The organism is Rhizobium sp. 18055, from assembly GCF_902706285.1.
Lineage (GTDB): Bacteria > Pseudomonadota > Alphaproteobacteria > Rhizobiales > Rhizobiaceae > Rhizobium.
This window is the reverse complement of sequence record NZ_CACSKD010000011.1, coordinates 23,977-47,152: the sequence shown is the minus strand read 5'-3', so window position 1 is coordinate 47,152 and position 23,176 is coordinate 23,977. Positions and strand designations below refer to the sequence as shown.

The 23,176-nt window shown below is 59.7% G+C and carries 39 protein-coding genes; 31 read left to right on the top strand and 8 right to left on the bottom strand.

The window, feature by feature from the left end:
* Positions 1 to 67: 67 nt before the first annotated feature.
* The 3 genes from GVL52_RS18695 to GVL52_RS18685 form a co-directional block, all read right to left on the bottom strand.
* Positions 68 to 1,663 (bottom strand): ABC transporter substrate-binding protein, encoded by a 1,596-nt coding sequence (locus GVL52_RS18695; protein WP_160009872.1) that lies wholly within the window; start codon positions 1,661 to 1,663, stop codon positions 68 to 70.
* A 335-nt stretch (positions 1,664 to 1,998) separates the two neighbouring features.
* Entirely contained in the window at positions 1,999 to 2,481 is a 483-nt protein-coding gene (gene rirA, locus GVL52_RS18690; protein ID WP_160009870.1) for an iron-responsive transcriptional regulator RirA, read from the bottom strand.
* 179 nt (positions 2,482 to 2,660) lie between these two features.
* Positions 2,661 to 4,157 carry a CoA-acylating methylmalonate-semialdehyde dehydrogenase gene (locus tag GVL52_RS18685; RefSeq protein WP_160009868.1) on the bottom strand — a complete coding sequence of 499 codons (1,497 nt, stop codon included), beginning with the start codon at positions 4,155 to 4,157 and terminating at the stop codon, positions 2,661 to 2,663.
* Positions 4,158 to 4,268: 111 nt separating this feature from the next.
* Here GVL52_RS18685 and GVL52_RS18680 point away from each other — a divergent pair, with 111 nt between their 5' ends.
* Entirely contained in the window at positions 4,269 to 5,150 is an 882-nt protein-coding gene (locus tag GVL52_RS18680; RefSeq protein ID WP_160009866.1) for a LysR family transcriptional regulator, read from the top strand.
* Here GVL52_RS18680 and GVL52_RS18675 read toward each other — a convergent pair.
* The 4 genes from GVL52_RS18675 to GVL52_RS18660 all read right to left on the bottom strand — a co-directional run bounded on the left by GVL52_RS18675 (position 5,147) and on the right by GVL52_RS18660 (position 6,825).
* Positions 5,147 to 5,326, bottom strand: a complete 180-nt coding sequence (locus tag GVL52_RS18675) for a hypothetical protein (RefSeq protein ID WP_160009864.1) — start codon at positions 5,324 to 5,326, stop codon at positions 5,147 to 5,149. The two genes, GVL52_RS18680 and GVL52_RS18675, sit on opposite strands and share 4 nt — an antisense overlap.
* Positions 5,327 to 5,368: 42 nt before the next feature.
* The gene (locus GVL52_RS18670; RefSeq protein WP_160009862.1) at positions 5,369 to 5,800 is read right to left on the bottom strand and encodes a DUF4174 domain-containing protein; all 432 of its coding nucleotides are present in this window, start codon (positions 5,798 to 5,800) and stop codon (positions 5,369 to 5,371) included.
* Positions 5,801 to 5,885: 85 nt separating this feature from the next.
* Positions 5,886 to 6,353: a hypothetical protein gene (locus GVL52_RS18665; protein WP_160009860.1), complete on the bottom strand. Its 468-nt coding sequence runs from the start codon at positions 6,351 to 6,353 to the stop codon at positions 5,886 to 5,888.
* A gap of 226 nt (positions 6,354 to 6,579) precedes the next feature.
* Positions 6,580 to 6,825 carry a helix-turn-helix domain-containing protein gene (locus GVL52_RS18660; protein ID WP_160009858.1) on the bottom strand — a complete coding sequence of 82 codons (246 nt, stop codon included), beginning with the start codon at positions 6,823 to 6,825 and terminating at the stop codon, positions 6,580 to 6,582.
* A 367-nt stretch (positions 6,826 to 7,192) separates the two neighbouring features.
* Here GVL52_RS18660 and GVL52_RS18655 point away from each other — a divergent pair, with 367 nt between their 5' ends.
* Both GVL52_RS18655 and GVL52_RS18650 read left to right on the top strand, forming a co-directional pair.
* On the top strand, positions 7,193 to 8,056 hold the full coding sequence (locus tag GVL52_RS18655; RefSeq protein ID WP_160009856.1) for a universal stress protein: 864 nt from the start codon (positions 7,193 to 7,195) through the stop codon (positions 8,054 to 8,056).
* Between the two features lie 508 nt (positions 8,057 to 8,564).
* Positions 8,565 to 8,771 carry a hypothetical protein gene (locus GVL52_RS18650; RefSeq protein WP_160009854.1) on the top strand — a complete coding sequence of 69 codons (207 nt, stop codon included), beginning with the start codon at positions 8,565 to 8,567 and terminating at the stop codon, positions 8,769 to 8,771.
* A gap of 291 nt (positions 8,772 to 9,062) precedes the next feature.
* Here the strand turns inward: GVL52_RS18650 and GVL52_RS18645 are convergent, their stop codons facing one another.
* Positions 9,063 to 9,596, bottom strand: coding sequence for a helix-turn-helix transcriptional regulator (locus GVL52_RS18645; protein ID WP_160009852.1), 534 nt, complete (start codon positions 9,594 to 9,596; stop codon positions 9,063 to 9,065).
* A 157-nt stretch (positions 9,597 to 9,753) separates the two neighbouring features.
* Here GVL52_RS18645 and GVL52_RS18640 point away from each other — a divergent pair, with 157 nt between their 5' ends.
* From GVL52_RS18640 to GVL52_RS18510, 28 genes are all read left to right on the top strand, one after another.
* Positions 9,754 to 10,023: a helix-turn-helix domain-containing protein gene (locus GVL52_RS18640; RefSeq protein WP_160009850.1), complete on the top strand. Its 270-nt coding sequence runs from the start codon at positions 9,754 to 9,756 to the stop codon at positions 10,021 to 10,023.
* A gap of 128 nt (positions 10,024 to 10,151) precedes the next feature.
* Positions 10,152 to 10,301, top strand: coding sequence for a hypothetical protein (locus GVL52_RS30435; RefSeq protein WP_200847855.1), 150 nt, complete (start codon positions 10,152 to 10,154; stop codon positions 10,299 to 10,301).
* A 47-nt stretch (positions 10,302 to 10,348) separates the two neighbouring features.
* Entirely contained in the window at positions 10,349 to 10,678 is a 330-nt protein-coding gene (locus GVL52_RS18635) for a hypothetical protein (RefSeq protein ID WP_244619228.1), read from the top strand.
* Positions 10,678 to 11,499, top strand: a complete 822-nt coding sequence (locus GVL52_RS18630) for a ParB N-terminal domain-containing protein (protein ID WP_160009846.1) — start codon at positions 10,678 to 10,680, stop codon at positions 11,497 to 11,499. The genes GVL52_RS18635 and GVL52_RS18630 overlap by 1 nt, the downstream gene beginning before the upstream one ends.
* Positions 11,499 to 11,963 (top strand): hypothetical protein, encoded by a 465-nt coding sequence (locus tag GVL52_RS18625; RefSeq protein WP_200847854.1) that lies wholly within the window; start codon positions 11,499 to 11,501, stop codon positions 11,961 to 11,963. The genes GVL52_RS18630 and GVL52_RS18625 overlap by 1 nt, the downstream gene beginning before the upstream one ends.
* Entirely contained in the window at positions 11,960 to 13,933 is a 1,974-nt protein-coding gene (locus GVL52_RS18620) for a transposase domain-containing protein (RefSeq protein WP_160009842.1), read from the top strand. The genes GVL52_RS18625 and GVL52_RS18620 overlap by 4 nt, the downstream gene beginning before the upstream one ends.
* Positions 13,934 to 14,041: 108 nt before the next feature.
* Entirely contained in the window at positions 14,042 to 15,064 is a 1,023-nt protein-coding gene (locus GVL52_RS18615) for an AAA family ATPase (RefSeq protein ID WP_160009840.1), read from the top strand.
* A complete protein-coding gene (locus GVL52_RS18610) occupies positions 15,061 to 15,372 on the top strand; it encodes a hypothetical protein (protein ID WP_160009838.1) in 312 nt (103 codons plus the stop codon). Before GVL52_RS18615 ends, GVL52_RS18610 begins: the two co-directional genes overlap by 4 nt.
* Positions 15,369 to 15,665 carry a hypothetical protein gene (locus tag GVL52_RS18605; protein ID WP_160009836.1) on the top strand — a complete coding sequence of 99 codons (297 nt, stop codon included), beginning with the start codon at positions 15,369 to 15,371 and terminating at the stop codon, positions 15,663 to 15,665. Before GVL52_RS18610 ends, GVL52_RS18605 begins: the two co-directional genes overlap by 4 nt.
* Positions 15,662 to 15,940, top strand: coding sequence for a hypothetical protein (locus GVL52_RS18600; protein WP_160009834.1), 279 nt, complete (start codon positions 15,662 to 15,664; stop codon positions 15,938 to 15,940). The genes GVL52_RS18605 and GVL52_RS18600 overlap by 4 nt, the downstream gene beginning before the upstream one ends.
* A gap of 12 nt (positions 15,941 to 15,952) precedes the next feature.
* On the top strand, positions 15,953 to 16,606 hold the full coding sequence (locus GVL52_RS18595; RefSeq protein ID WP_160009832.1) for a DUF3164 family protein: 654 nt from the start codon (positions 15,953 to 15,955) through the stop codon (positions 16,604 to 16,606).
* 10 nt (positions 16,607 to 16,616) lie between these two features.
* Positions 16,617 to 16,892, top strand: a complete 276-nt coding sequence (locus tag GVL52_RS18590) for a hypothetical protein (protein ID WP_160009830.1) — start codon at positions 16,617 to 16,619, stop codon at positions 16,890 to 16,892.
* A complete protein-coding gene (locus GVL52_RS18585; protein WP_160009828.1) occupies positions 16,892 to 17,107 on the top strand; it encodes a hypothetical protein in 216 nt (71 codons plus the stop codon). Before GVL52_RS18590 ends, GVL52_RS18585 begins: the two co-directional genes overlap by 1 nt.
* Positions 17,104 to 17,730, top strand: a complete 627-nt coding sequence (locus GVL52_RS30430; RefSeq protein WP_200847853.1) for a dATP/dGTP pyrophosphohydrolase domain-containing protein — start codon at positions 17,104 to 17,106, stop codon at positions 17,728 to 17,730. The genes GVL52_RS18585 and GVL52_RS30430 overlap by 4 nt, the downstream gene beginning before the upstream one ends.
* Positions 17,727 to 18,062: a Mu transposase C-terminal domain-containing protein gene (locus tag GVL52_RS18575; protein WP_160009826.1), complete on the top strand. Its 336-nt coding sequence runs from the start codon at positions 17,727 to 17,729 to the stop codon at positions 18,060 to 18,062. Before GVL52_RS30430 ends, GVL52_RS18575 begins: the two co-directional genes overlap by 4 nt.
* Positions 18,059 to 18,316, top strand: a complete 258-nt coding sequence (locus tag GVL52_RS18570; RefSeq protein ID WP_160009824.1) for a hypothetical protein — start codon at positions 18,059 to 18,061, stop codon at positions 18,314 to 18,316. The genes GVL52_RS18575 and GVL52_RS18570 overlap by 4 nt, the downstream gene beginning before the upstream one ends.
* Complete coding sequence (locus GVL52_RS18565; RefSeq protein ID WP_160009822.1) at positions 18,313 to 18,963, top strand: gp16 family protein; 651 nt, start codon at positions 18,313 to 18,315, stop codon at positions 18,961 to 18,963. The genes GVL52_RS18570 and GVL52_RS18565 overlap by 4 nt, the downstream gene beginning before the upstream one ends.
* Entirely contained in the window at positions 18,960 to 19,220 is a 261-nt protein-coding gene (locus GVL52_RS18560; protein WP_160009820.1) for a hypothetical protein, read from the top strand. The genes GVL52_RS18565 and GVL52_RS18560 overlap by 4 nt, the downstream gene beginning before the upstream one ends.
* 3 nt (positions 19,221 to 19,223) lie before the next feature.
* A complete protein-coding gene (locus GVL52_RS18555) occupies positions 19,224 to 19,973 on the top strand; it encodes an SAM-dependent DNA methyltransferase (RefSeq protein ID WP_160009818.1) in 750 nt (249 codons plus the stop codon).
* 2 nt (positions 19,974 to 19,975) lie between these two features.
* Positions 19,976 to 20,170, top strand: coding sequence for a hypothetical protein (locus tag GVL52_RS18550; RefSeq protein ID WP_160009816.1), 195 nt, complete (start codon positions 19,976 to 19,978; stop codon positions 20,168 to 20,170).
* Complete coding sequence (locus tag GVL52_RS18545) at positions 20,167 to 20,526, top strand: hypothetical protein (RefSeq protein WP_160009814.1); 360 nt, start codon at positions 20,167 to 20,169, stop codon at positions 20,524 to 20,526. Before GVL52_RS18550 ends, GVL52_RS18545 begins: the two co-directional genes overlap by 4 nt.
* Positions 20,527 to 20,601: 75 nt before the next feature.
* Positions 20,602 to 21,444, top strand: coding sequence for a peptidoglycan-binding protein (locus tag GVL52_RS18540; RefSeq protein WP_160009812.1), 843 nt, complete (start codon positions 20,602 to 20,604; stop codon positions 21,442 to 21,444).
* Between the two features lies 1 nt (position 21,445).
* Positions 21,446 to 21,679, top strand: coding sequence for an NAD(P)+ transhydrogenase beta chain (locus GVL52_RS18535; RefSeq protein ID WP_160009810.1), 234 nt, complete (start codon positions 21,446 to 21,448; stop codon positions 21,677 to 21,679).
* Positions 21,679 to 22,050, top strand: a complete 372-nt coding sequence (locus GVL52_RS18530) for a hypothetical protein (protein WP_160009808.1) — start codon at positions 21,679 to 21,681, stop codon at positions 22,048 to 22,050. Before GVL52_RS18535 ends, GVL52_RS18530 begins: the two co-directional genes overlap by 1 nt.
* Positions 22,051 to 22,072: 22 nt before the next feature.
* Positions 22,073 to 22,276, top strand: coding sequence for a hypothetical protein (locus GVL52_RS18525; protein ID WP_160009806.1), 204 nt, complete (start codon positions 22,073 to 22,075; stop codon positions 22,274 to 22,276).
* A complete protein-coding gene (locus GVL52_RS18520; protein WP_160009804.1) occupies positions 22,273 to 22,491 on the top strand; it encodes a TraR/DksA C4-type zinc finger protein in 219 nt (72 codons plus the stop codon). Before GVL52_RS18525 ends, GVL52_RS18520 begins: the two co-directional genes overlap by 4 nt.
* The gene (locus GVL52_RS18515) at positions 22,488 to 22,862 is read left to right on the top strand and encodes a DUF2730 family protein (protein ID WP_160009802.1); all 375 of its coding nucleotides are present in this window, start codon (positions 22,488 to 22,490) and stop codon (positions 22,860 to 22,862) included. The genes GVL52_RS18520 and GVL52_RS18515 overlap by 4 nt, the downstream gene beginning before the upstream one ends.
* Before the next feature lie 26 nt (positions 22,863 to 22,888).
* Positions 22,889 to 23,176 (top strand): hypothetical protein, encoded by a 288-nt coding sequence (locus tag GVL52_RS18510; RefSeq protein ID WP_244619227.1) that lies wholly within the window; start codon positions 22,889 to 22,891, stop codon positions 23,174 to 23,176.

The following is a 23,176-nucleotide window of genomic DNA, read 5'->3' as shown; positions in this document are numbered from 1 at the left end:
GCGGTCAGGTATCACTCCTGACCGCCGGCCAAGCCCGGTCTTGCCGGGCATCTTTGCATAGATTTGCTTATTCGGCGATATCAACGCCATCGAAGCGGTGAACACCGACCGGATCCTGCACGTAGCCGGACACCTTGGCGCTCATCGGAACGAATTCGGTCGAATGGTCGATCGTCGCCCAAGGTGCTTCCTTCTTAAAGACGACCTGTGCTTCTTCGTAGAGCTTGGTGCGCTCTGCGACGTCTGCCGTCTTCTTGGCCTTCTTCACGAGGGCGTCGAATTCAGGATTGCACCACTGTGCGCGGTTGTTGCCGCCAACGGCTTCGCAGCCCAGCAGCGTGTCGAGGAAGTTGTCAGGATCGCCATTGTCGCCGGTCCAGCCGAGGATCGCAGCGCCGTCACGGTCCTTCGCCTTGGAGAGCTTCAGATATTCGGCCCATTCGTGGGTGACGATGTCCACCTTGACGCCGACCTTTGCAAGGTCAGCCTGCATCAGCTCGGCAGCGCGACGTGCGTTCAGCATGTACGGACGCGAGACGGGCATAGCCCAGATCTTCATGCTCAGATCCTTGACGCCAGCGGCTTCAAGCATCTTCTTGGCTTCGTCAGGGTTGTAGGCATCGTCCTTGACGGCGTCGTTGTAGGACCACATCGTCGGCGGGATCGGGTTCTTGGCAACCTGGCCAGCGCCCTGGAAGACCGCATCGACGATCGCCTGCTTGTTGATCGCCATGTTCAGCGCCTTGCGCACTTCAGGCTTGTCGAACGGCGCCTGCAGCGTGTTGTAGGCGAGGTAGGAAACGTTCAGGCCCGGCTGTTCGAGAACCTTGAGGCTGGAATCAGCCTTCAGATCCTTGACGTCGGCAGCGTTCGGGTAAGGCATGATGTGGCATTCGCCAGCCTTGAGCTTCTGCGTGCGAACGGAGGCGTCAGGCGTGATCGCGAACACCAGATCGTCGATCTTTTCCTTGCCCTTGAAGTAGGTTTCGTTGGCCTTGTAGCGGATGACGGCATCCGGCTGGTAGGCAACGAAGGTGAACGGACCGGTGCCGAGCGGCATCTGGTTCATCTGTTCCATCTTGCCGTCAGCCTGAAGCTTGTCGGCATATTCCTTGGAAACGACCGAAGCGAAGTCCATCGCGAGGTCGGCAAGGAACGGCGCTTCCGGATGGTTGAGCGTGAACTTGACGGTGAGATCATCGACCTTTTCGACCGACTTGATCAGGTCAGGGAAGCCCATGCCGGCAGCGTATTCGTAGGAAACGCCGGCAACGTATTTGGCCCAGGGGCTATCAGCCTTCAGCTGGCGCTCGAACGAGAAGACGACGTCGTCTGCGTTCAGCTCGCGGGTCGGCGTGAAGAAGTCCGTGGTCTGGAACTTGACGCCAGGGTGCAGCTTGAAGGTGTAGGTCAGGCCATCGTCGGAAACGGCCCAGCTATCGGCCAGGCCCGGCTCGACTTCGGTCTTGCCATGCTTGAACTCGACCAGGCGGCTGTAGACGGTACGCGAAGAGGCGTCGAACGTCGTGCCTGCGGTGTAGATGGCAGGATCGAAGCCTTCCGGCGATCCTTCCGAGCAGTATACGAGCGTCTTCGACCAGGCCGTCGACGCCATGGCAGAAGCCAAAACAGTCGCTGCCAGAAGGACAGAGATCTTTTTCATGATTTCGTTTCCCAGGTTTGTTCTTTTATAAGTTTTTCTGATGCCGGATTATGCCTCCGGATCGAGCGCAGATGGAACGATATTTATTTGCTGAAATCAACGACCGCGATTGAAGAATTTTCCAGTCGGTCAACTTTAGTAATTTTAGCTGAAAATCGTCTATTTTTGGAGATATTCTCGGATAATTTGCCAATACGTAGAGAATTTTCTATAATTTCAGCAGACAGACAACCCTATGCTTCTATGCGTAACGCGTTTCCACAGCCGAATCCGAAAACGAAACAACCGCAGACACCATGGGTGACTGCGGTTGTGGATAAATCGAATTTGCTACTTTAGGCGGCCGGAGCGACCACTGCCGGCTTGCGGTAATGCTGTTCACCGGTGATGCCGAGCAGAAAGTTGATCTGCGGACGCGCCTTGACGAGGTCGTCGATCGAATACTGCGACAGCACGTCGAAGAAGGCGTTCAGCGCCTTGCGAAGTGCCGAGTTCAGACCACAGCTGTCGATCAGCGGGCAATCGACGTCACCATCGTCTTCGAAGCATTCGGCCATGGCGAAGCTGTCTTCGGTGACGCGCACAACATCGAACAGGCTGATCTTTTCGGCCGGCTTGCCGAGACGCACGCCGCCATTGCGACCGCGCACGGTTTCTACCAGGCCAGCCTTGTTCAGGGGCTGCAGGATCTTGAACAGGAAAAGCTCGGAAACGCCGTATGCCTTGGCGATCTCCGGGATCCGGCTCAGGTTGCCGTCATTGGCAGCGCAGTACATCAACATGCGAACCGCATAGTTGGTCTGCTTGGTCAAACGCATGCCGATCTCCAGAATCGTTCTCGTTAATTGCTTATATAGAGGCTTTGGTAGTTTTGAACAATTCCAAAATGCCAAAATATGAAAAAATGAATCACGTTTACCTGACTGGCCGAAGACGGCCATGAACGAAAACGGGCCCCTTTCGGAGCCCGGTTCCAAAGCCTAATTTTTACAACAGCTTACTTCATTGTCGGCATGACGAATTCGGCACCGTCCTTGATGCCCGAAGGCCAACGGGCGGTGATCGTCTTGGTCTTTGTCCAGAATTTGATCGAATCCGAGCCGTGCTGGTTGAGGTCGCCGAAGCTCGAAGCCTTCCAGCCGCCGAAGGAGTGGTAAGCCAGCGGAACCGGGATCGGAACGTTGATGCCGATCATGCCGATGTTGATGCGCGATGCGAAATCGCGGGCCGCATCGCCATCGCGGGTGTAGATCGCAACGCCATTGCCATATTCGTGCTTCATCGGCAGATCGAGCGCTTCCTCATAGCTCTTGGCGCGAACCACCGAGAGAACCGGTCCGAAGATTTCGGTCTTGTAGATGTCCATGTCAGGCGTGACGTTGTCGAACAGGCAGCCGCCGACGAAATAACCGTCCTCGTAGCCCTGCAGCTTGAAGCCGCGACCGTCGACGACGAGGCTTGCGCCCTCTTCGACACCACGATCGATCAGGCCGGTGATGCGGGCCTTGGCTTCCTTGGTGACGACGGGGCCGAGGTCGGCCTTGTCATCGGTGTAGGGGCCGATGCGCAGCGACTCGATCTTCGGCGTCAGCTTTTCGATCAGGCGGTTGGCGGTTTCCTCACCGACCGGAACAGCGACCGAGATCGCCATGCAGCGCTCGCCGGCCGAACCGTAGCCGGCGCCCATCAGGGCGTTGACGGCCTGGTCGAGATCGGCATCCGGCATGATGATCATGTGGTTCTTGGCGCCGCCGAAGCACTGGGCGCGCTTGCCGTTCATCGCGGCGGTGCCATAGACGTAACGGGCGATCGGGGTGGAGCCGACGAAGGACACGGCGCTGATATCGGGATCGGTAAGGATCGCGTCGACGGCGGTCTTGTCGCCGTTGACGACGTTGAGGATGCCGGCAGGCAGGCCCGCTTCGATCATCAGTTCGGCGAGGCGCATCGGCACCGAAGGATCGCGCTCGGACGGCTTCAGGATGAAGGCGTTGCCGCAGGCGATGGCCGGCGCAAACATCCACATCGGGATCATTGCAGGGAAGTTGAACGGGGTGACGCCGGCGCCGATGCCGACGGCCTGGCGCATCGAGTACATGTCGATCGCAGGGCCGGCACCCTCGGTGAATTCGCCCTTCTGCAGATGCGGAATGCCGCAGACGAATTCACAGACTTCGAGGCCGCGAATGACATCGCCCTTGGAATCTTCGATGGTCTTGCCGTGCTCCCTGGAGAGCAGTTCGGCCAGCTCATCCATGTGCTTGTTGAGAAGCTCGACGAACTTGAAGAAAACGCGGGCACGGCGCTGCGGGTTGGTGGCAGCCCACTTCGGCTGCGCTGCCTTGGCGTTCTCGACGGCGGCGCGCATTTCCTCGTTGCTGGCAAGTGCTACCGTTGCCTGGATCTCGCCCGTTGCCGGGTTGAAGACGTTGCTCGAACGACCGCTCGAACCGACGACGTGCCTGCCGCCGATAAAATGACCAATCTCACGCATGGATGTGCCTCCTCTTGTTTTCTTGAATGATGCACAATCGCACTTCAATTTGCACAAATCAATGAACAGCTTTAAGCAACCGTTGTGCAAAAATTAAAGTCGGAGGCCGGTTTGGACTGGGATGATGTGCGTATGTTCCTGGCCGTGGCGCGAACCGGTCAGATCCTGGCGGCGTCGAAACGGCTTGGCGTCAACCATGCCACGCTCGGTCGCCGGGTGACGAACCTGGAGGAGCGGCTGAAGACGCGGCTGCTGGTGCGGCGCACCAATGGCTGCGAGTTGACCCAGGAAGGCGAGATCTTTCTGCATGCCGCCGAGCGGATGGAGACCGAGATGCTGCGGGCACAGGCAAGCCTCGGCCATCTCGACAGTTCGATCTCCGGCACGGTGAGGATCGGCGCGCCCGACGGGTTCGGCGTGTCGTTTCTGGCGCCGCGGCTGGGACGGCTGATCCAGCGGCATCCAGAGCTGCGCATCCAGCTGGTGCCGGTGCCTCGCTCCTTCTCGCTGTCGCAGCGCGAGGCCGATATCGCCATCACCCTGGAGCGACCGGAACAGGGTCGCCTGGTCTCCTCGAAGCTGACGGACTACACGCTGGGGCTCTACGCGTCCCGGGACTATCTGCAGGCCAATGGCACACCCGATGATATCGACGGGCTGAAGGCGCATCCGCGCATCGGCTATGTCGAAGACCTGATCTTCACCGCATCGCTGAACTTTTCTTCCTCGGTGATGCGCAGCTGGGATGCGTCGTTCGAAATCTCCACCGCGATCGGCCAGACGGAAGCCGTGCGCTCCGGCGCCGGTATCGGCATCCTGCACGACTATATCGCCCGGCAATATCCCGAGCTTATCCGGATATTGCCCGATGTCTCGATCGAGCGGGCCTATTGGACGACGTATCACGAAAGCGCACGCGATCTCGTTCGCGTGCGCACCGTCGTCGATTTCCTGCAGGAGCTGGTCGCGGCAGACCGGCAGATGTTCCTTTAGCGCGTGCCCCACGCAGTCTGGGCGTGCTTGGCGGGTTCGTCGTTTTCATCCGGATTGGGATTGGGCAGCTCGTCAGGAAGGACGTCGGGCTCCGGCTCGTGGATCGGCGGCTGCGGCGCCCAATCCGGTCCGGGCATCGGCGGTGTGCCGGGCATAGGTTCGTTGGGCACGGACATGTTCCGCTCCTTTTCTGTGCTCTGGGTTGGCTTCATACGACGCTACTGCGCAACGGTGTCGGCGGCGCGCATCGGCATCGCATCGATGATCGCAAACAGTTCACCTGTGCTGATCGGCTCACGGACGTTGAGCTTTACGGTGCCGTCCTTACCGACGAGGAAGGCTGCGAACTCGCCCGGCGATGGACCTCCGAGGTCACGGGAGATCGCCTCGGCATCGAGATCCGTACTGGCACCAAAGAGAGACCGGATTGCCGGGCCTGCAAGTTTCAGCACGACGATATCGCGCTCCTCCAGACCCGTCCTGTCCGCCATCAACTGGTTTTCCTGGCGGGCCGCTCTGGAATTGTCCTTATCGGGGAAGATCACCACGACGCGGTTTTTCCATTGGAACTGCTCGAGGCTTGTAATCGCCGCATAGGCGCCGCTGGTCTCATCGACCTTGGTCGCACCGTATAGAAGACTTCTGGACATGCTTGTTCTCCCGTCACGGGAAGAAACGTGTGCTGGTGGCTTGAGTTCCATGGCCGGCCGGCGGCAAGGCCCGGATGCCAGCCTGTCAGCTGCGCCAGGATCTGAGCAGGTGCCACATGCTGCCAAGCAGCAGCAGGAGCAGCGGCAGGCTGCCGTAGGAGAGATGAACCTCGGCGAAATGAGCCGGTTCCATACTGCCCTCGCCCGTCGTTGCAATCGCAGGCGCCATGCGCCATCCGATCATGTAGATCGCCCGCGAAACGGCGACGATGACCATGATCAGGCCGGCAAGGTCGATGAAGCGCATATGCTCGCGCATTCCGCGCGCAAAGACACCGAAGAGCGCAGCCATATAGGTCAGCGACAGCAGATAGGCGGCCGCCCCCAGCAAGCGAAAATCGTGCAGCAGGATATCGTCGGTCGTGCCGGAAAGGCCAACATCGAGAATGGGAAGCATGATGGCCAGAGCAGACAGCACTGCCAGAGTTCCCCGCTCGGCGAGTTCGCCGCTATCGACCATTCTGTCGCCGATGCGAATTGCACGCCGCTCCATGATGCTGTCCCCTTGCTACAGGCCTTCTGCCGCGCGGGTCAGCGCGACTTGCCGAACAAGAGCTTCGGCCTCAGGTTGCTAACGCATCATATAATGAGGGGAGGTAAAACTACCTCAGCTGGCTGACCGTTCATCGCCGTTTGGCAATCATGGTGAACAGATCGTTAAGCCGGGGGAGGACGGCAGGACCGGCTGGGCAACCGCCGGTCCTGTCAGCAGGACAAGATTATTCCAGGCCGAGCGATGCCAGCGGCAGCTGCAAGGCAGCAGCGATACGCTTGAGCTTGGCGGAATCCGTGTCTTCACCGCTCTCGACTTCCTGGATTTCCACGACGAGCAATCCGCACGTCACCGCAAGGTCATCAACACTGTAGCCGATGGCTTCGCGTGCCGTCTTGATGACAGCCGCGACGTTGACCGAGGGGATGGCCTGTGCAGTGGATCTATCCAGATTGCTGAGCGAAATGGACATATACGTCTCCTTCTAAAATCACTCTGAATTAACCCCCGCGGCAAAATGGCACTCTCGATCACATTTTGCAACGCAATATAACGGCGCATGCCGTTCAGAACGCGATCACATTGATTAGCAATAGCTTTTGGACGAACGCCGGAGAACCGGGGTGCATATTTCTGCGGCGAAAGACGGAATAGCATGATCATCGCCGCATAGCCACGAGACTCGTCCTGCCCTCGAATTCGCAGGTCAGCGAACATAGATTCGATTGCAGGCGGAGCCCAGCAGGCGTAAAATTGCGGCATTCGCGCCATGCCGTGACCACCTTCGTCACACGGCGACGTCCATTTCGGCGCGATGGCGTTTTGGAGCGCAGGCCGCCATGTTCACCAGAGAGCCGAGGGCCTTTGAACAGGATGCCGAGGCCTATAGCCCGCTTTGCAGATTGCACAGCGGCGCCGACGTCTTGGCCCTGCTGCCAGACCCGGCAACCGCGCGACTTTGCCTTGATATTGCCGAGGACGCCGCCCAGGCTGTGCACGGCTGCATGGCTGCCGCCCACATCGGCTCGGAGCCGATGAGCCTGATTTTCTCGGCCGAGGAGATCGATCTGATACAGTTGCGGGACCGTGCCGAAGGCTCGTCCCGCCAGCGCTTCGAGCAGGTGAACCGGACATTTGTGGCGTGGCGGCGGCGCAGCGCGGACCGCCGCACGGTGTTTCTTGACGACTGCCGTGGCGACATCCAACGCTGCGTGGCGACCGAATGCGTCGAAACCGAACTCGTCGTTGCTTCCCGGCACGGCAACATCGATGCGCGCGACGCCTTTCGGAGCGTTGTCTTCAACCAGCACAAGCTGGTGCTGGTGCCGCCAGCGCGAGGATATGGCGGCAATCTCTTGGGACATGTGGTGATCGGCTGGAGATCGCCGGGGCATGCCGAAGACGCACTTGTCGCCGCCAGACGCTGGCTCGCCGCGGCCGAACGCATCACCGTGGTGTGCGTCAACGATTCAGCCACCGGCAAAGCGCAGGGCAGCGCCGGCGCCATGCTCGCTAGGCTTGGGCTGGAAGCGCAGATCGTTTCGATCACGTCAGGCAAGCGCTCGACCGGCCAGACGCTCGTGGATTTCGCACGCGAGGAACAAGCGACCTGCCTGCTGATCGGCGCCTTCAAGCACAGCTATTTTCTGGAACTGCTTCTCGGTCGCATCACGCGCTACGTCCTTCAGCACGCTGTTGTCTGACACTGAGTACCGGAACTCCCGGGATTAACCGATAAAATCCGGTATTTGGTGAAAAGCGTTGAGATTACAGGGATGTACGAGAGATCGACCTGCAGGTGGCGGTGCGTACGTTTGACACGATAAATCGGCGGCTGCGCCCTCGACGAGGTCAAATGGCCCAGCAGCGGCGTCGTCTTCAAGGCCACGCTCAAAAATCGTCGAATGGCCTTTGAGGCGTCTTCAAACCACTGAAAAATAACGATCGACAGAAATCGGCGTTGGCCCGTTGCGGGTCGAGATCGATCGGCAACGGGCGACGAAAACCAATTCGAAGATGGAAGCCCGTTCCTTCTTTGAGGTTAACGGTGGGATTTCCATGACTTTTCAACAAGATGGCCCGTCCTGCGGCATCCGATGAACTTGGAAGCGTATTTCCACGTTCAACCGCTCCGGTTTTCTATTTGTAGGGGTAAGCGATATCGGTTATAAACGTAAGCGATATCGCTTATACTCTGGACTGGAGACGAAGTTGACGGACTTTCCGATATCGGATAGTCCCCCACGTATGGGGCGTCCAACACTCAATGTGAAACCTGTTCTCGTGCGTTTGCCGGAAGGCACGCCGGAGCGCATTGACGCCCTCGTTGGTCCGAAGAAACGCGCAGAGTTCATCCGCAATGCGGTTGAGAAAGAATTGCAGCGCGCCGAGGCCGAGAGCAAAGACGGAAACGCCTAGCCGCAGTATTCGCGGCCGACTTTGCCACAACTTTTCCAGAGTATTTCCAGTTGATGCTACGTCCATGCCTTGTGGGACAATACAAGGATACCTAGCATTATAATCGTTAATGGCATTGAGGATTGTAGTGCGTGTAGACCAGTAATCGAGTTCTTATCTTCCCTCTTTGGAACGCTCGGGTAGGGCCGTTCCCCTCCAATTCACATTGTCGATGTCTCTCACCTGGTCGCAAACCGGGAGCGCTCGGCTATCGCGTCCATTCCGGTTGATCCAAGCGCGGCTTGACGATCATCAGGCCGTACGTTTGCCGGACCCTGGCTTCTCCTGAGCCTCCAACAGAGTGTTCGACAGATCTTCCAGGACTATGGGTATGACGGCATCGACGACCCGCTGGTCTCGAATGTCGCCAACGCGCTCACGTAAAGCGTCCATTACCTCGCCGGTAGCGCGTGCAATGCGGTGAGAAGGTGCAGTTTGTTTGGCATCCTTATAAGCCCGCTCCACCGCAATGAAGAGACGCTCGTAAAGTTCCGATGTTCCTGCAGGGCGGATTTCAAGCGCCATTCGATCTTCGACACCTTCCCAACCGGTCCCGTTATCGGGCGAAATCACCTTCAAGCCCGTCGCAAGATATTCGAGGCTTACTCCCACGGCAGCGGCGATCTTCGCCGCATTGGTGACTGACGGGATCGATCGCATTGCGACGTACTTGTTGAGGGTTCCGAGCGGAATCCCGGTTTTCTTGGCCAAAAGCGGGGCCTTTCCGTTCGCCTGGATAACGTCGCGGATCCTCTCCTTGAAGGCCAGCTCCTCCGGATCTTCCATATTAGGTATGTTTCTCATTTAGATGCCCAATTGGGAATTGACTGAATTCCTAATTGGGAATATCCCTTCTTATGCAGCCTGCTTTGGCGGGCTGCGATTGCTCACAAACGATCAACAAAAAGCGGATGCGCCAACACCCGCTTAAAGGAGTTACCGGATGGCCAAGCCCCCGAAGTGGGACCGTCATGCCATCCTCGGCGAGTTACGTCGCCGAGGCATGACACTAACCCGCCTAGCCGAACTGAACAACGTCAGCCCGGGTGGATTCCGTACCATCTGGACGCGCCCCAACAGCAACTCGGAAGCCATCATCTCGACATTCCTCGAGATCCCTGTCGAGCAGCTGTTTCCCGACCGCTATCCGAAGTCGCGCAACACTGTCCTCGCACCCGAGTTTGACCCGGACGCCAAGGCAAGAGCTGCCTAATGCGTGACACCCGATCGACCGCTGCTCTAGCCTGCCGCGACCTTCGTCGCAGGAACATCGTTCCCGGCTGTCAGACCCGATCGACGGGCGTCACACACACACAATCCCGTATTTCCGGATCTTCGCCAATGACGAAAAAGCGTGTCGAAATTGACGGTAGAAACCCGTTCATTCCTTCCCTCTCCCCCGTCTGCTGCACGGCCGATCTGGTGCTTTTGTTCAGCGTAGCACTGGGCGGTCTTGTTGCCGCCGTTGCCGCCCTCATCGCTCATCTGTGAGAGAAATCATGCTCAATCCATATTCTGAGGACGAGCGCTCGCAGGCCATGGTTTCGGCCTGCTATCGCGCCAGCCGCTCGCATTTTAACCACTTGCCCATCCAGCACATCATCAACCCGCCGCGCGACATGTTTGACGCCAAGCTGGCACGGCAACTTGCCATTCACATCCTGACGGTTGAATTCGACATTCCACGCCGCCGCCTGGTGAAGATCCTCGCATTGGCCCGCACGACCATTTACGGCGCGGTCTGCACCATCGACGAACGCCTGTATGACCCCGTCTTTGAGCGCGCCTATTGCCGCATCTCGGCGCGCGCCCAGGACCTGTTCATGGCGACGATGCGGGAAGCGTCCATGCAAGAGGACGCAGCATAATGGCTGAGTTCGTCCGCGCCGAGATCGCAGAAATCCACATCGGTGATCGGCTCCGCCCGATCGACATGAACTACGTCGAGGCGATTGCCGCCTCGATGTCGCGGGACGGCCAGATCAGCCCGATCATGATCCGCCGCACGCCAGCCAAGAACAAGGGCGTCACGCCTTTCACGCTGGTCGCCGGTGGGTATCGCACGACCGCCGCCAAGCTGCTCGGCTGGACCGCGATTGACGCCATTGTAGTCGCTGCCGATCAGACCGAGGCGCAGCTGCTTGAGATCTCGGAAAACCTCTATCGCAACGAGCTCAATCCGCTCGACCGCGCCATCTTCGTGATGAAGTTCCGTGAACTTTGGGAAGAGAAGAACGGCAAGATCGACCCGAAAGGTGGACGCCCGAAAAAACTGGATCACGATGAGCCCGTTTTCTCCGCCGGGCGGCAGCTGGCCGAGCAAGTCTGCGACCGCCTGGGCTTCTCAGTTGCGAGCTACAAACGTGTTTCGAGCATCGGCCAAAACCTGCACCCATCCCTCCGCCAGGCGGTGCGTGGCACCGAGGCTGAAAACGACCAGTCGAAACTCTTGAAGCTCGCCAAGCTTTCATCTGACGATCAGGTGAAGGTCGCAGCTGCGCTCAAGGAAAACGGCAATTTGAAGCCGGTTTTAGAGTGGCTCAAAGGGCCAAAGGCTGCCGTCGATCCGCAGGAGGAAATCTTCAAAAAGGTCGCTGCCCTGCTCGCTAAGGCCGAGCCGGACACGCTCCGCCGTGTTGCTGACCACATCGGCGGCTTGGCCGACTTCTCCTTCCTAGAGGCCGCATGATGAAGCGCGATCCCGCACAATTTGACCTCTTCTCGACGGCCCTGTTCCCCGTCCGGACAGCGGCCGAGAAGCTTGACCTCGATCGCTTCCGGTCCAAGCTGAAGCGCGAGATGGCCCGCGCCATCCGCGAGTGCCAATATGACCGGCCAACGATCGCCGCCCGCATGGCCCAATACCTGCGCCTCGAATCCATCTCGAAAGCGGCGCTTGATGCCTACACGGCCGAGAGCAAGGTAACTCACGACATTAGTCTGGTCCGCTTCAAGGCATTCGTCCGTGCTACCGGTGCGGTCTGGCTTTGGGATTACATCGTTTCCGACGACGGCCTGCTTCTCCTGGAGGGTGACGAGGCCCGCCTCGCAGAGATCGCCCGCGTCCAGCAGGAACGGAAGGTGCTGTCGGCCGAGCTGAAGCTGCTCACCTCAACGCCGGTCAACATCCGCCGCAAGGGAGACCGCTCATGAAGGAGTGGTTCACACCCGCCGAGCTGGCAGACGCCAAGCTGCCAGGACTGCCGACCACACAGCGTGGCATCAATATGTTCATCGAGAAGTGCGGTGCGCGCTCGACCGGCCTTGCCCGTCAACGTGCCGGCCAGGGCGGCGGCTTCGAGTACCACTATCGCTTCTTGCCTGATGTCGCCCGACAGAAGCTCGCATTCCTCAACACCGAGCTGCCACCCGAGCGCACCGACGCCTCGAAGCTGCTCTGGCGGAAATACGAGGCGCTGACAACCGAGCAGAAAGGCGTCTGCCAGAAGCGGCTCGATGTCATCGTCGAGGTGGACAGCATGCGGGCATCCGGCATCAGTGCCGAGCTGGCCGTCAAGCACGCCACCCATCGCGCCGATATCGCCATCGCCACCTATTACGAATGGCGCAAGTTGGTTGAGGGCAAGGCACGCAAGGACTGGCTTGCGGCCCTTGCACCATCCACGTCGTCGATCGCCGAAGGTCTCGCACCGCAGCTTACCGAGGTGCATCCGGACGCCTGGGATGTTCTCGCGTCTGACTTCCTGCGGCCGGAAGGCGCGGCCTTCTCCGCCTGCTATCGTCGTATGGAAGCCGTTGCCAAGAAAAAGGGCTGGGCACCTATCCCGCCCGAACGGACCCTGCGCCGCCGCATGGACATCCTTGTTCCTCGCGCCGTACAGATCCTCGCCCGCAAGGGCAAGGAAGACGCCAAGAGGCTGTTCCCGGCGCAGATGCGTTCGGTTGCTCACCTCCACGCGATGCAGATGGTCAACACCGATGGCCATAAGCTCGATCTTCATGTCCAGCTCCCCGGACGCGACAAGCCCAGCCGCGTCTTCCTGATGGCAACGCAGGACATCTTCTCTCGCAAGATCCTGTCGTGGGTGCTTTGCGAGGCCGAGACATGGGAAGCCGTCCGTATCATCATCGGCAATATGGTCGAGGCTCACGGGATTCCCGAACGCCTCTACATGGACAACGGCCGCGCCTTCGCCTCGAAGAAGATCTCAGGCGGTGCCACGCGCCGTAATCGTTTCAAGATCACGGAAGACGAGGTCGCCGGCCTTCTAAAGACGCTCGGCATCGAGGCCCGCTTCGTCAACCCGTACTCCGGCCAGTCGAAGCCGATCGAGCGTGGCTGGGGAGATCTCGCAGAGAACATCTCGAAGCATCCTGACATGGCCGGCTGCTACACCGGTCGCAGCACACAGCACAAGCCGGAGAACTACGGCAAGAGCGCGGTGCCACTTGCGAAGCTTGAGAAGCATGTCGCCATCTGCATCGAAGAGCACAACGCCCGCGTCGGTCGCAAGACCGAAACCGCCCAGGGCACGAAGAGCTTCGACCAGGTGTTTACTGACAGCTTGGCAGATCCTGCGAACCTCGTCAGCTTCGCCAGTCCGTCGCAGCGTTCGCTTTGGATGCTTACCGCCGAGGATGTTACGGCCCGCAAGCCAGATGGGGCAATCCACCTCTCAGGCAATCGCTATTGGAATAGCGCCCTGAACCAGTGGATTGGCAAGAAACTGAGAGTGCGGTTCGACCCGTCCAACTTGCACGCCGGAATAAAGGTTTATGATCGCCAGGGGCGACTGATCTGCGACGCGGAATGCATCGATAAGACCGGTTTCGACTGTGCCGCTGCTGCCCGCGACATCAGCCGTGCTCGCGCCACCAAGAATAAGGACAATGAGACAGCGCTGAAGAGTCACCGGCGTCTTGCCGACCTGGAGCTCAGCGAGTTGATGGGACGCGGCATAAAAGACAAGCCTGTAGAGGCCGCGAAGCCGACCGTCACCCGCCTGATCACCCGCCGACCGGTCGCGTCGAACCGCGCCACATCCGCAGTGGAGATCGACGATCAGCATTTCGAAGACAGTTTCAGCCGGGGCCTTGCGCGCCTGGCGGGCGGCGATGCCGCCATCATCGAATTCCCGAAAGGGGATCGCCCGAAAAGGTAGTGCGTTCGGGCGCATTCATAGAGCCGACAAGTAGTGCGTACGGTTCCAAACAAAAAAATAGGGCGGGTTTCGAGGCCCGCCCATCAATCAGATCTAGGAACCAAGTAAATGATGAAAGCAAAATCCACAATCCCGAGCTGGACATTTCCGACGCCCGCTCAGGAATTTCTGCAGCGGCACTCCCAAGACGACGTCACCCAGTGGCGCAAGCTTCTCAACCGCGTCATCGACGCGGCCTCCGCCAACTCCTGGAATAAGGCCGAAGTCGCACGTCGCGCCGGGATCAAGGATGGCACGTTCTCGCAGTGGTCCAATGGCAACTATCCAGGCGTCCTCGCCAACATCAACGAGCAGGTCAGCAACTGGCTGGAAGCTCTTGAGGAAAGCGCGAGCATCGCCGCGAGCATTCCCGTTTCGCCAATGTTCGTGAAAACCAACGTCGGCGCTGACATCTACAATGTTCTGATGTTCACGCAGATGACGTCTGGCTTCACCGCCGTGACCCTTCCATCGGGCTCCGGCAAGACGACAGCGGCTCGCCACTTCTGCGATACGCGCCCCCATGCATGGCTTGCCACGATCAGCCCCAATACCAAGACCGTTCACGGCATGCTGGTCGAGCTGGCGGCGGAGCTGGATATTCAGGAGCATAATCCGACCAAACTCGCCCGCGCGATCGGTCGCAGGCTGCAGCGCCTGGGTGACGGCACGCTCCTCGTCATCGATGAGGCACAGAACCTTGTTCCCGACGCCGTCAACCAGATCCGGCACTTCGTCGATATCAACAAGTGCGGCGTTGCTCTTCTCGGCAACGAGGATACCGCCGTATCCTTCCTGAAAGACAAGGGCTCGGTCGCCAGCCGAGCGCAGGTTGCGACGCGGTTCGATCGTAGGCTGAAGCGTGAGCGTGATCCTGCGGCAGACGCCTCGCTGCTTATCAACGCCTGGAAGATCAACGACAAGGATTGCGTCACCTTCCTCATGAACATTGCTACCAAGCCCGGCGCGCTCCGCAACATCGACCGGACTATCAAGGCCGCGTTGATGGCATCGCTCGGTGATGGCGAGGATCTGTCTCTCAATCACCTGGTCGCTGCTTGGCGCAACCGCGACATGGGAGACCTCTCATGAGCACTGTTGATACCCAGCTCAGTAGCACCCTGCAGATGATTGTCGAAGGCTTCGCGGTTCACCTGGTAGAGCCCGATGGGATTGGCATCGAACAGGCTGATCTCCAGCGGCTCGTCAGCACGCTGCAGGTGATGCAGGCGATGGCGACCAACCTTGAGATCGAGGTGCGCTGCCTTCGCGACATGGAAGCTGGGCGCGATGCCCGGACCTTCCTCGCCGAGGAAGCCGCCAGCCACCTTGAGCAGCTGCTGCCCGAGGTGGACGGGAACGTCGTCAAGTTCGATTTCGTGAAAAGGAGCCGGTCATGATCGCGGAGCTGTTCAAGCCCTCCAATTACGTCATCCGCCTGCGCAAATCCTTCCGCGAGATCGTTCGCCCTGGTCGTGCGCTGACCGAGCTGGAAGTTGCTCGCCTCGCCGCCGAGATCAACACGGCGCACGCGATCGCCATCGATTTCGAGCATGACATGATCATACTCGAAAATACGATCACGCCCGTTCGACCCGAACCGGTACCGAGCAGCTCGTCCGGCGTGGTCATCCCGATCCGCCGCCGGCCAGTGCTTCGCCTTGTCGTCAATGATGGGGGCGATGCAGCATGAAGGATGTTCCATTCACCATCCTGTTGCCGCTCGCCGAAATCGTCGATGCCCTGCGGCCCGACGTGGTCAACGCGGTTCTTACGGCCAAGCCTGTGAAGGTTGTGCGGCGGAACCTGCCGGAAACGCTGCTTCGCGCCAATCGCGATTTGGCAGCGGCTTACACCCGTTATGAAGCCAGCCTTGGCACCCGCGATGAGGGCAAAGCCCTGACCCACCTGTTGGCAACTGTGAGCGGCACTCGTGCCGCCTTCAAGAACCTCAAAAACCCGCTTTAAAGGATCTCCATCATGGACGCAGTCATACTCGAAGAACAGCCCGCAGCCGGCATCACCGTCGTGAACGGCCGTAACTACATGCCCGACGCCAAAGGCAAGCTGGTGCCGGTCGATCTGATCAAGCCGGCCGACAAGCTCCAGGACGAAGTCGTGCGCAAGGTCATGGGCTACGCGCTCGACATCTCCGCCCAGGTCGGCCGCTTCCGCGTCAACACCATGACCGACCTCGACGGCTTCGATCAGCTCCTCGATCAGGAGTACGGTGTCAAGCACGGAGGCCAGAAGGGCAACCGCTCTTATCAGTCGTTTGATGGCCTCTTGAAGGTGCAGGTGTCGGTTGGCGATTTCATCGACTTCGGTCCGCAGCTGCAGACCGCAAAGCTGCTGATTGATGAGTATCTGAATGAGCTGACGGCCGACAGCCCGCAGCAGATCCAAGCGCTGATCACCGAGGCGTTCCATACCGACAAGGCTGGCAAGATCGATCCCACGGCCATCAAGAAGCTGAAGCGCCTGCAGATCGACGACCAGCGCTGGAAGGATGCCATGCGCGCGATCGAGGACGCCGAGCGTGTCAACTACTCGAAGCAGTATGTCCGGTTCTACCGGCGCTCCTCGATAGAGGAACAGTGGTCGCCCGTTACCGTCGATCTGGCCAAGGCGTGAGGTGTTGGAGATGAAGAAGTTCAGATTTGAAGTCACGCAGACGATCCATGTCCACATCGATGAGAACAAGCTCGCTCCCCTCATGGACGAATTCAACCAGAGCATCAGGGACTATGGCGTCGGCGACGGCGCGATTGAACAGCACGCCGAGCGTATCGCGCGCCTTGCCGCCCAGGGCTATGACTTTGATCCTAGCGATTTTGTCGAGGGATACGGCGTCGTTCGTGATGCTGGCATCTCGATCGTGGTCGAGAACACCATCGACGTCGAAAAGGTAGGTGCGTAATGGACAGCCGCACCAAAGCGCGCCTCACAAGCTGGACCTCCTCGGACTACGAACGAAAGATCGTCAGCGCCTTCCAGGAGGAAGGCTTTGACATCGTCGAACATGATGGCGCGAGCTTCGCCCGCGTAACGACGATCGACGAAGATGGCACCAGCACCTTGGCTGAGATCAACCTGACGAAAGTCGCGATCGGAATGGCGAGGGCGACGTCATGAGCGAAGCTATCTTCCGCGCGCGCCTTCAGGCGATCATCGACTGGGCCGACTTGGCTCTTCTAAACCGCGACGTTTTTGACAAACACGGTGCCCGCAATCTCGACGGCCCTGTATTCGACGCCGCTCGCGACGCTTTGAATGCGCCGCGAGCCGAAGTGCCGGAAATCGAAAGCGGCCGCTTTGAGCAGTGGTCCCTCGAAGACTTCGCCGGCCAATGCCGGATGCAGTCGCGCGAGATGCTAGATCCGGAGTATGCGCAATTCATGGGTGAGTTGGCCAAGCGGTTAAGGGGCGTTGCTGACCGGACCATCGACACTTCGTTCCTTGCCGACTTCGCAAGCTGGAATGTTGCCACCTTCGGACCCGGCGAGCGGACTGCGGGCACGATCGCCCATATCCGCAAGGAGCTGTTAGAGATCGAGGCCGATCCGACTGACCCGAAGGAATGGATTGATGTTCTGTTGCTGGCAGTTAACGGCCTGATCCGGATCGGCAAGAGCCCTGCAGAGATCATCGACGGCATACGGTCGAAGCACGCCGTCAACCAGGCGCGGACTTGGCCGGACTGGCGAAGCCATCCGGACACGCCGATCGAGCACGTTCGCTCGGAGGTTCATCCATGAGCCGCAAGCCAACCAAATCCGTTTCTATCAAAGTCCATAAGGACGGCTCGATGACGCTCCGTTCGACCGGTGGCGTCGATCTCCGGAAGGTCGTTCCGCAGTTTTTCCCGCCAGCGGATGACGGCTTGGCCGGCGTGCGCCGTGTCCGTGGTTCAGAGATCCATGTTGGTGCTCATCTTTATGGATCGTCATCGCTGATCGACGGAAACAAGGTTTTCTTCCGCATCGCTGCGGCCGACAGGAGCCGTGCGAGCATCTACTCGGCCGACCAGTCCACCTATATCTGCGAGGCAATCTGCCCTGAGTTGTGCGGAAAGCGGGTACCTGAATGACCAGCATTTTCTTCAGCGAACCTTGCCGCCTCAAGTCCTACAGCGCGACGACGAAGGCCGGCAAAACCGTGATCCGCATCGAGATCGAGAGCACCGATCACAGCGAGGCAGGTTATCTCCTCAACGACCTTGAGCGGACCCTCAGGCAGCAGAAGGAAGCCGATCGGCCCAAGAAGGCGTCGAAGGCACCCGCCAAGCCGCTAGCGCTGCCTGCTCCCGCGCTGCAGCTCACCTATCGAGGAGACAGCGAATGACCAGCTCGATCGCCGCCATCCACGTCGCCAAGAAGCAGCTCGGCCTCGACGACGACACCTATCGCGCCAAGCTTGCCCGGATCACAGGCAAGCATTCCGTCAAGGACATGAGCGAACCGGAGCGTCAGCAGGTTCTCACCGTCTTCCGGAGTGAGGGCTTTGCACCGGTACCGACAGCCCGTCGAGCCAACGGTCGCCAGCAACTCACCGGAAAATTCGCCAAAAAGCTGCAGGCGCTCTGGATCGCCGCGTGGAACCTGGGCATTGTCCGCGATCGGGATGACGCCGCGCTCCTCTCTTTCGTAAAGCGCCAGAGCGGCATCGACCACACACGGTTCTTGACGGACGCCAATGACGCCAAGCGCGCAATCGAGGCGCTGAAGGGATGGCTCCGCCGTGAGGCCGGCGTCAGCTACGGCAACACCAACGGTTACGACTGGTTGTCGCAGGACGGCGGCAAGGTTGCCTGGGCGCAGTGGAAGATCCTCACACCGGGCGCATCGATCATGACGCGAAAGGGCTTTGATGAGGAAGTCTTTGTCCTGATCGGGAAGAAGCTCCTGCAGGAGATGACCGCCGGCGATTGGCAGAAGGTCATGAACGTGCTCGGCGTCCGTATCAGGGCCGCGAAGGGCGGGACGGCATGAACACCGTGATTTCGTTTCACCCGCGCGACACGTCGCCCAGGCCGACCGTGCAAGATCCGCACGGTCGGGCCGAGCTGCTCTACGTCTGTGTTTTCATTCACCAGGGTCGCAAGTTCTCATTCATGCTTGCGGCCAACTCCTGGACAGACGCCGAGGAGCGCCTTGCCTCTCTCCGCCAGTCAATCGTTCTCGATGGCGAAACGCATGCCATGGGCGATATCGACATCTTCCTTCCACCGCCGCCTCGGGAGGTCTGATCGATGTCCGACCTTCGTGGCGCACCGAATGTGATGGCTTCCCGCAAGCACCCGAAAGGGTCGCTGGATTTCTTCCCGACGCCGCCCTGGGCGACGCGCACCGTCATCAATGAAGTATTGCGCCCGTATGGCATCGAGACATCGGGCAAGCGGGTGCGAGATCCCGCCGCCGGCGGCGGCCACATGATCGCGCCATTGCTCGAGTCCTTTTCCGCCGTCGATTATTCCGACGTCGAGGATTGGGGTATCAATCCCGAGATCCGCGACTTCACCTTCGAGACCCGCGACAGCCTGGTCGCAGACGGTCACGCGGTTCCCGACTGGATCTTCTGCAATCCACCCTTCAACATCGCCGAACGGTTTCTCGATCGCGCACTCTCGATCGCCACCGAGGGCGTTGCCTTCCTATGCCGTCTTAGCTGGCTTTGCGGGCAGGATCGGTACCGGACTATCCACGGTCCCCGGCCTGCACGCTTCTTCTGCCCGTTCTCCGAGCGCGTCGCGATGATAGAGGGCGTCTGGGATCCCGAGGCCAGCAGCGCGACCGATTACGCCTGGTTCATTTGGTTCGCTGCAGACGCCGGCCGCAACGACCTTCGTTCCGAGGTCTGGCACCTGCCACCCGGCATGCAGGATCGATACACCCGGAATTCCGACATGGCACTGGCAAGCCCTGGTGAAGCCGCCCGTCGCGCTGCTGCGCGCAAGGCCGGTGAGATCGTCCAGACCTTGCCCCTCTTCGAAGGAGCATGACGATGACAACTGCGATGCCCCTGTTTGATAGTACCGAGTTGGCCAGCGTTAAGGCCGAGTGCGAACTGCTTTCAAAGAAGCTTCAAAGAGGCGGCGTCGATGCTCGCACCCGGATAGGCCGCGAGCAGAAGCTACAGCAGCTCCGCGCCAAGCAGATCCGACTTGAACTTCAGCTTGACCTCGGGAGACGCCAGTGAGCGAGCTGACCGATGAACTGATGGACGCGCTTGGCGAAGAAGGCTTTTTGAAGCTTATCGAAGTTCATGGAGGCATCCGTCTCTATATCCCGAAGAACGCTCCGGCTTCGAAGCTTTCCTCCGAAATAGGGTCGGAAAATACCGCCCGCCTTTCCAATATGTTTTCGGGCGAGTATATAAGTGTTCCGCTCGCCCGCGAGTTTCGTGCGAACCATTATCGCGCTCAGGGCGAGAGCAATGCGATGATCGCTCGTCGTTTGGGCTTGACCGAAAGCGGCGTTGAACGGATATTCAGCCGCGTGCCGAAGCCGATTGGCGGCAGGAAAAAAGATCCTCGGCAGATCGAAATGTTCTGACCCCCACGTCCGTTCCTTAAAGCCCAGAGTGCTGGTGAGTAAATTGGTCCCAATATTCGTAATGGGGCTTTTTTCATGTCTTCTCTCGACCAGCGCTTGACGGCGCGCATTGACGCCAGCGTTCTTTCCGCCATCGTGCCGAAGGTTTCCGGCAAGGCCACGCGCCAGACTTCCGTCATCAACCAGTTCGCCGAGATGCTGCCGCCGCTGCTCGATCGCTTCGAGGTCAACACGCAGCTGCGTATTGCACATCTGCTCGCCCAGACAGCCCACGAGAGCGATAGCTTCTGCACCACGGAAGAATATGCCAGCGGCGCTACCTATGAAGGCCGTTCCGACCTCGGTAATTCCAACCCCGGAGACGGCAAGCGCTACAAGGGTCGAGGCCCGATCCAGCTCACAGGTCGTGCCAATTATGCGGCCTTCACCGCTTGGCTGCGCGGCATCGTCAGCAACTGCCCCGACTTTGTCGCCAATCCCGAGCTTGTCGCGGCGTTCCCCTGGGCGGGCTGGGCAGTCTTCTTTTTCTGGTCCACACACAGCCTCAATCGCTATGCCGACGCCGACGATCTGATTGGCGGAACCAAGGTCATCAACGGTGGCCGCAACGGTCTCGCCGATCGTGCTGCTTTTCTCAAGAAGGCGAAGATCGCCGTCGCCACCATCCAGGCGGACGCGATATCGGGCCGGCAGGCTTCCGCAACGCTTCGTCGTGGCATGTCCGGAGCCCGTGTCGAGGATCTGCAGCGGGCACTCGCTGCGGCGGGCTTTTACCTGTTGTCGATCGACGCTGATTTCGGCGCGGGCACGGAAGCTGCGCTGAAGCTCTTCCAGCGTGCGCGCGGTCTGACGGTCGATGGTATCGCCGCTCGTGAAACGTTCGCTGCTCTCGACCCCTATCTGTCGAAGGCGGCCTGACATGCAGAAGCCGTCATACCGTACATCGAAGCAACAGCTCTGGCTGACCTCGGGCTTGGCCTGGGTGCTGATCTACATGCTTGGCATCGGCGCTGTCCTCCAGGGCGAAGCCGTCGCGTTCGCGACGATTGCCATTCCTTCGCTTGTCTTCCTGGTCGGCGGCTCGCTGGGCATCCATCGCCACTACGGCAGCAAGGACATGGAAATCATGTCGCAGAACGGGGAGCTGAACTGATGGAGATGTTCGGCATCAAGCTTGGCACCGTCGCCGTCGTGGCGCTTTCGACCAGCGCCGTGCTCCTCGGCGCTGCCTTCCTCGGCTTTGCCGCTGTGTCGAAGTTTCAGGACACGCTCGCCTCGATCGGCCAGCAGGTTCGCGAAGAGCGCGATGCACACTGGCAGGGCGAGATCGACAGAGCCAACGCCAAGGTTGCCCAGGCGCAAGAAAATCAGGCCAAGGCCGTACTCGAAATTCAGGCCGATTCGTCCGATCGCGTCAACGCCGCCACCCAAGAACTCGAAGAAGTGAGAAAACGAAATGCGGCTTTGTCTAACGGCAGTGATCGCGGCCTTACCGCTGATCGCGTCGGCTTGCTCCCCAAGTGACCCGAGACCCGATCCAATTGTTGTGACGCGGCTGGTTCGTCCGACCCTGCCACCCGAGGTCCGCAAGGAGACGCCGGCGCTATCGGTCATGCCGAAGAACCCGCGTGATCTCACCCAGGATGAAACCCTGATCAACTGGTCGAACGATCGTGTCGCCCGCAACATCGGCGAGACCAGGCGCAAGGCTTGCGTCGCCGCCGTGGATGCTGCCGAGGTCACGCCATGAGCGACGAAGCGAACTTCGATCTTGCCGAGATCCTCGCCGATCGGGAGCGCCAAACCGCCATCGACGCCGCCAAAGGTGCACTGAAGCGCGCCGGTTCGGAGTTTTGCGATGATTGCGGCGTCGCGATTCTCGCATCGCGGCGTCAGGCTATCCCGTCCGCGCGGCGCTGCACGCCCTGTCAGAACACGCATGAAGCGGCGGAGAAAGCGCGATGAGCTTCAACCAGTCCGATATCACGGCCCTCATCGCCCTCCTGCTGTCTTCGGTCAACCTGTTTGCTGCCATCAGAACGATCCTGTCGGCCGGAGAGAAGAAGCTCGATGAGCGGCTTAGCAAGGCGGAGAGCAAACTTGTCGAATACGACCGACGCATTCAGGCGCTCGAAAACGAGATCAAGCATCTGCCCGATCGCGACACCACGCATCGGATCGAGATGACCATGGCGCAGATCATGGGCCGACTTGACGCCCAGGACGCGACACTAGCCGGCCGCTTCTCCGCAATGGATGAGCGGCTGAAACCAATCCAGGCGATCGGCGAACGCCTGCAGGACGTCCTTATTGAGCAGGCGAGGAATGCAGCATGACGAACCTTGGCATTGATTATGCCGAAATGACCCGCGAGGAAGCGCGCCTGGTCCTTTTGAAAGAGCTGTCGATACAAGCCAACGAAAGCTTGTCGTCGAGCATGATGGAACCTGCGCTGCGCGTCTTTGCGATCTATCAGGACCGTGTGTGGATCCACCAGCAGCTCGATTGGATGGCGAACATGGGCGCGATCGCCGTCGTCGATGCCGGCTCCGTCAAGATCGCCACCTTGTTGCCGGCCGGCTGGGCGCACCTGCGCCGTGAGCGGTTCATCGAAGGCATCAAAAAGCCTTCCCTGAAGCAGGGCGTTTGA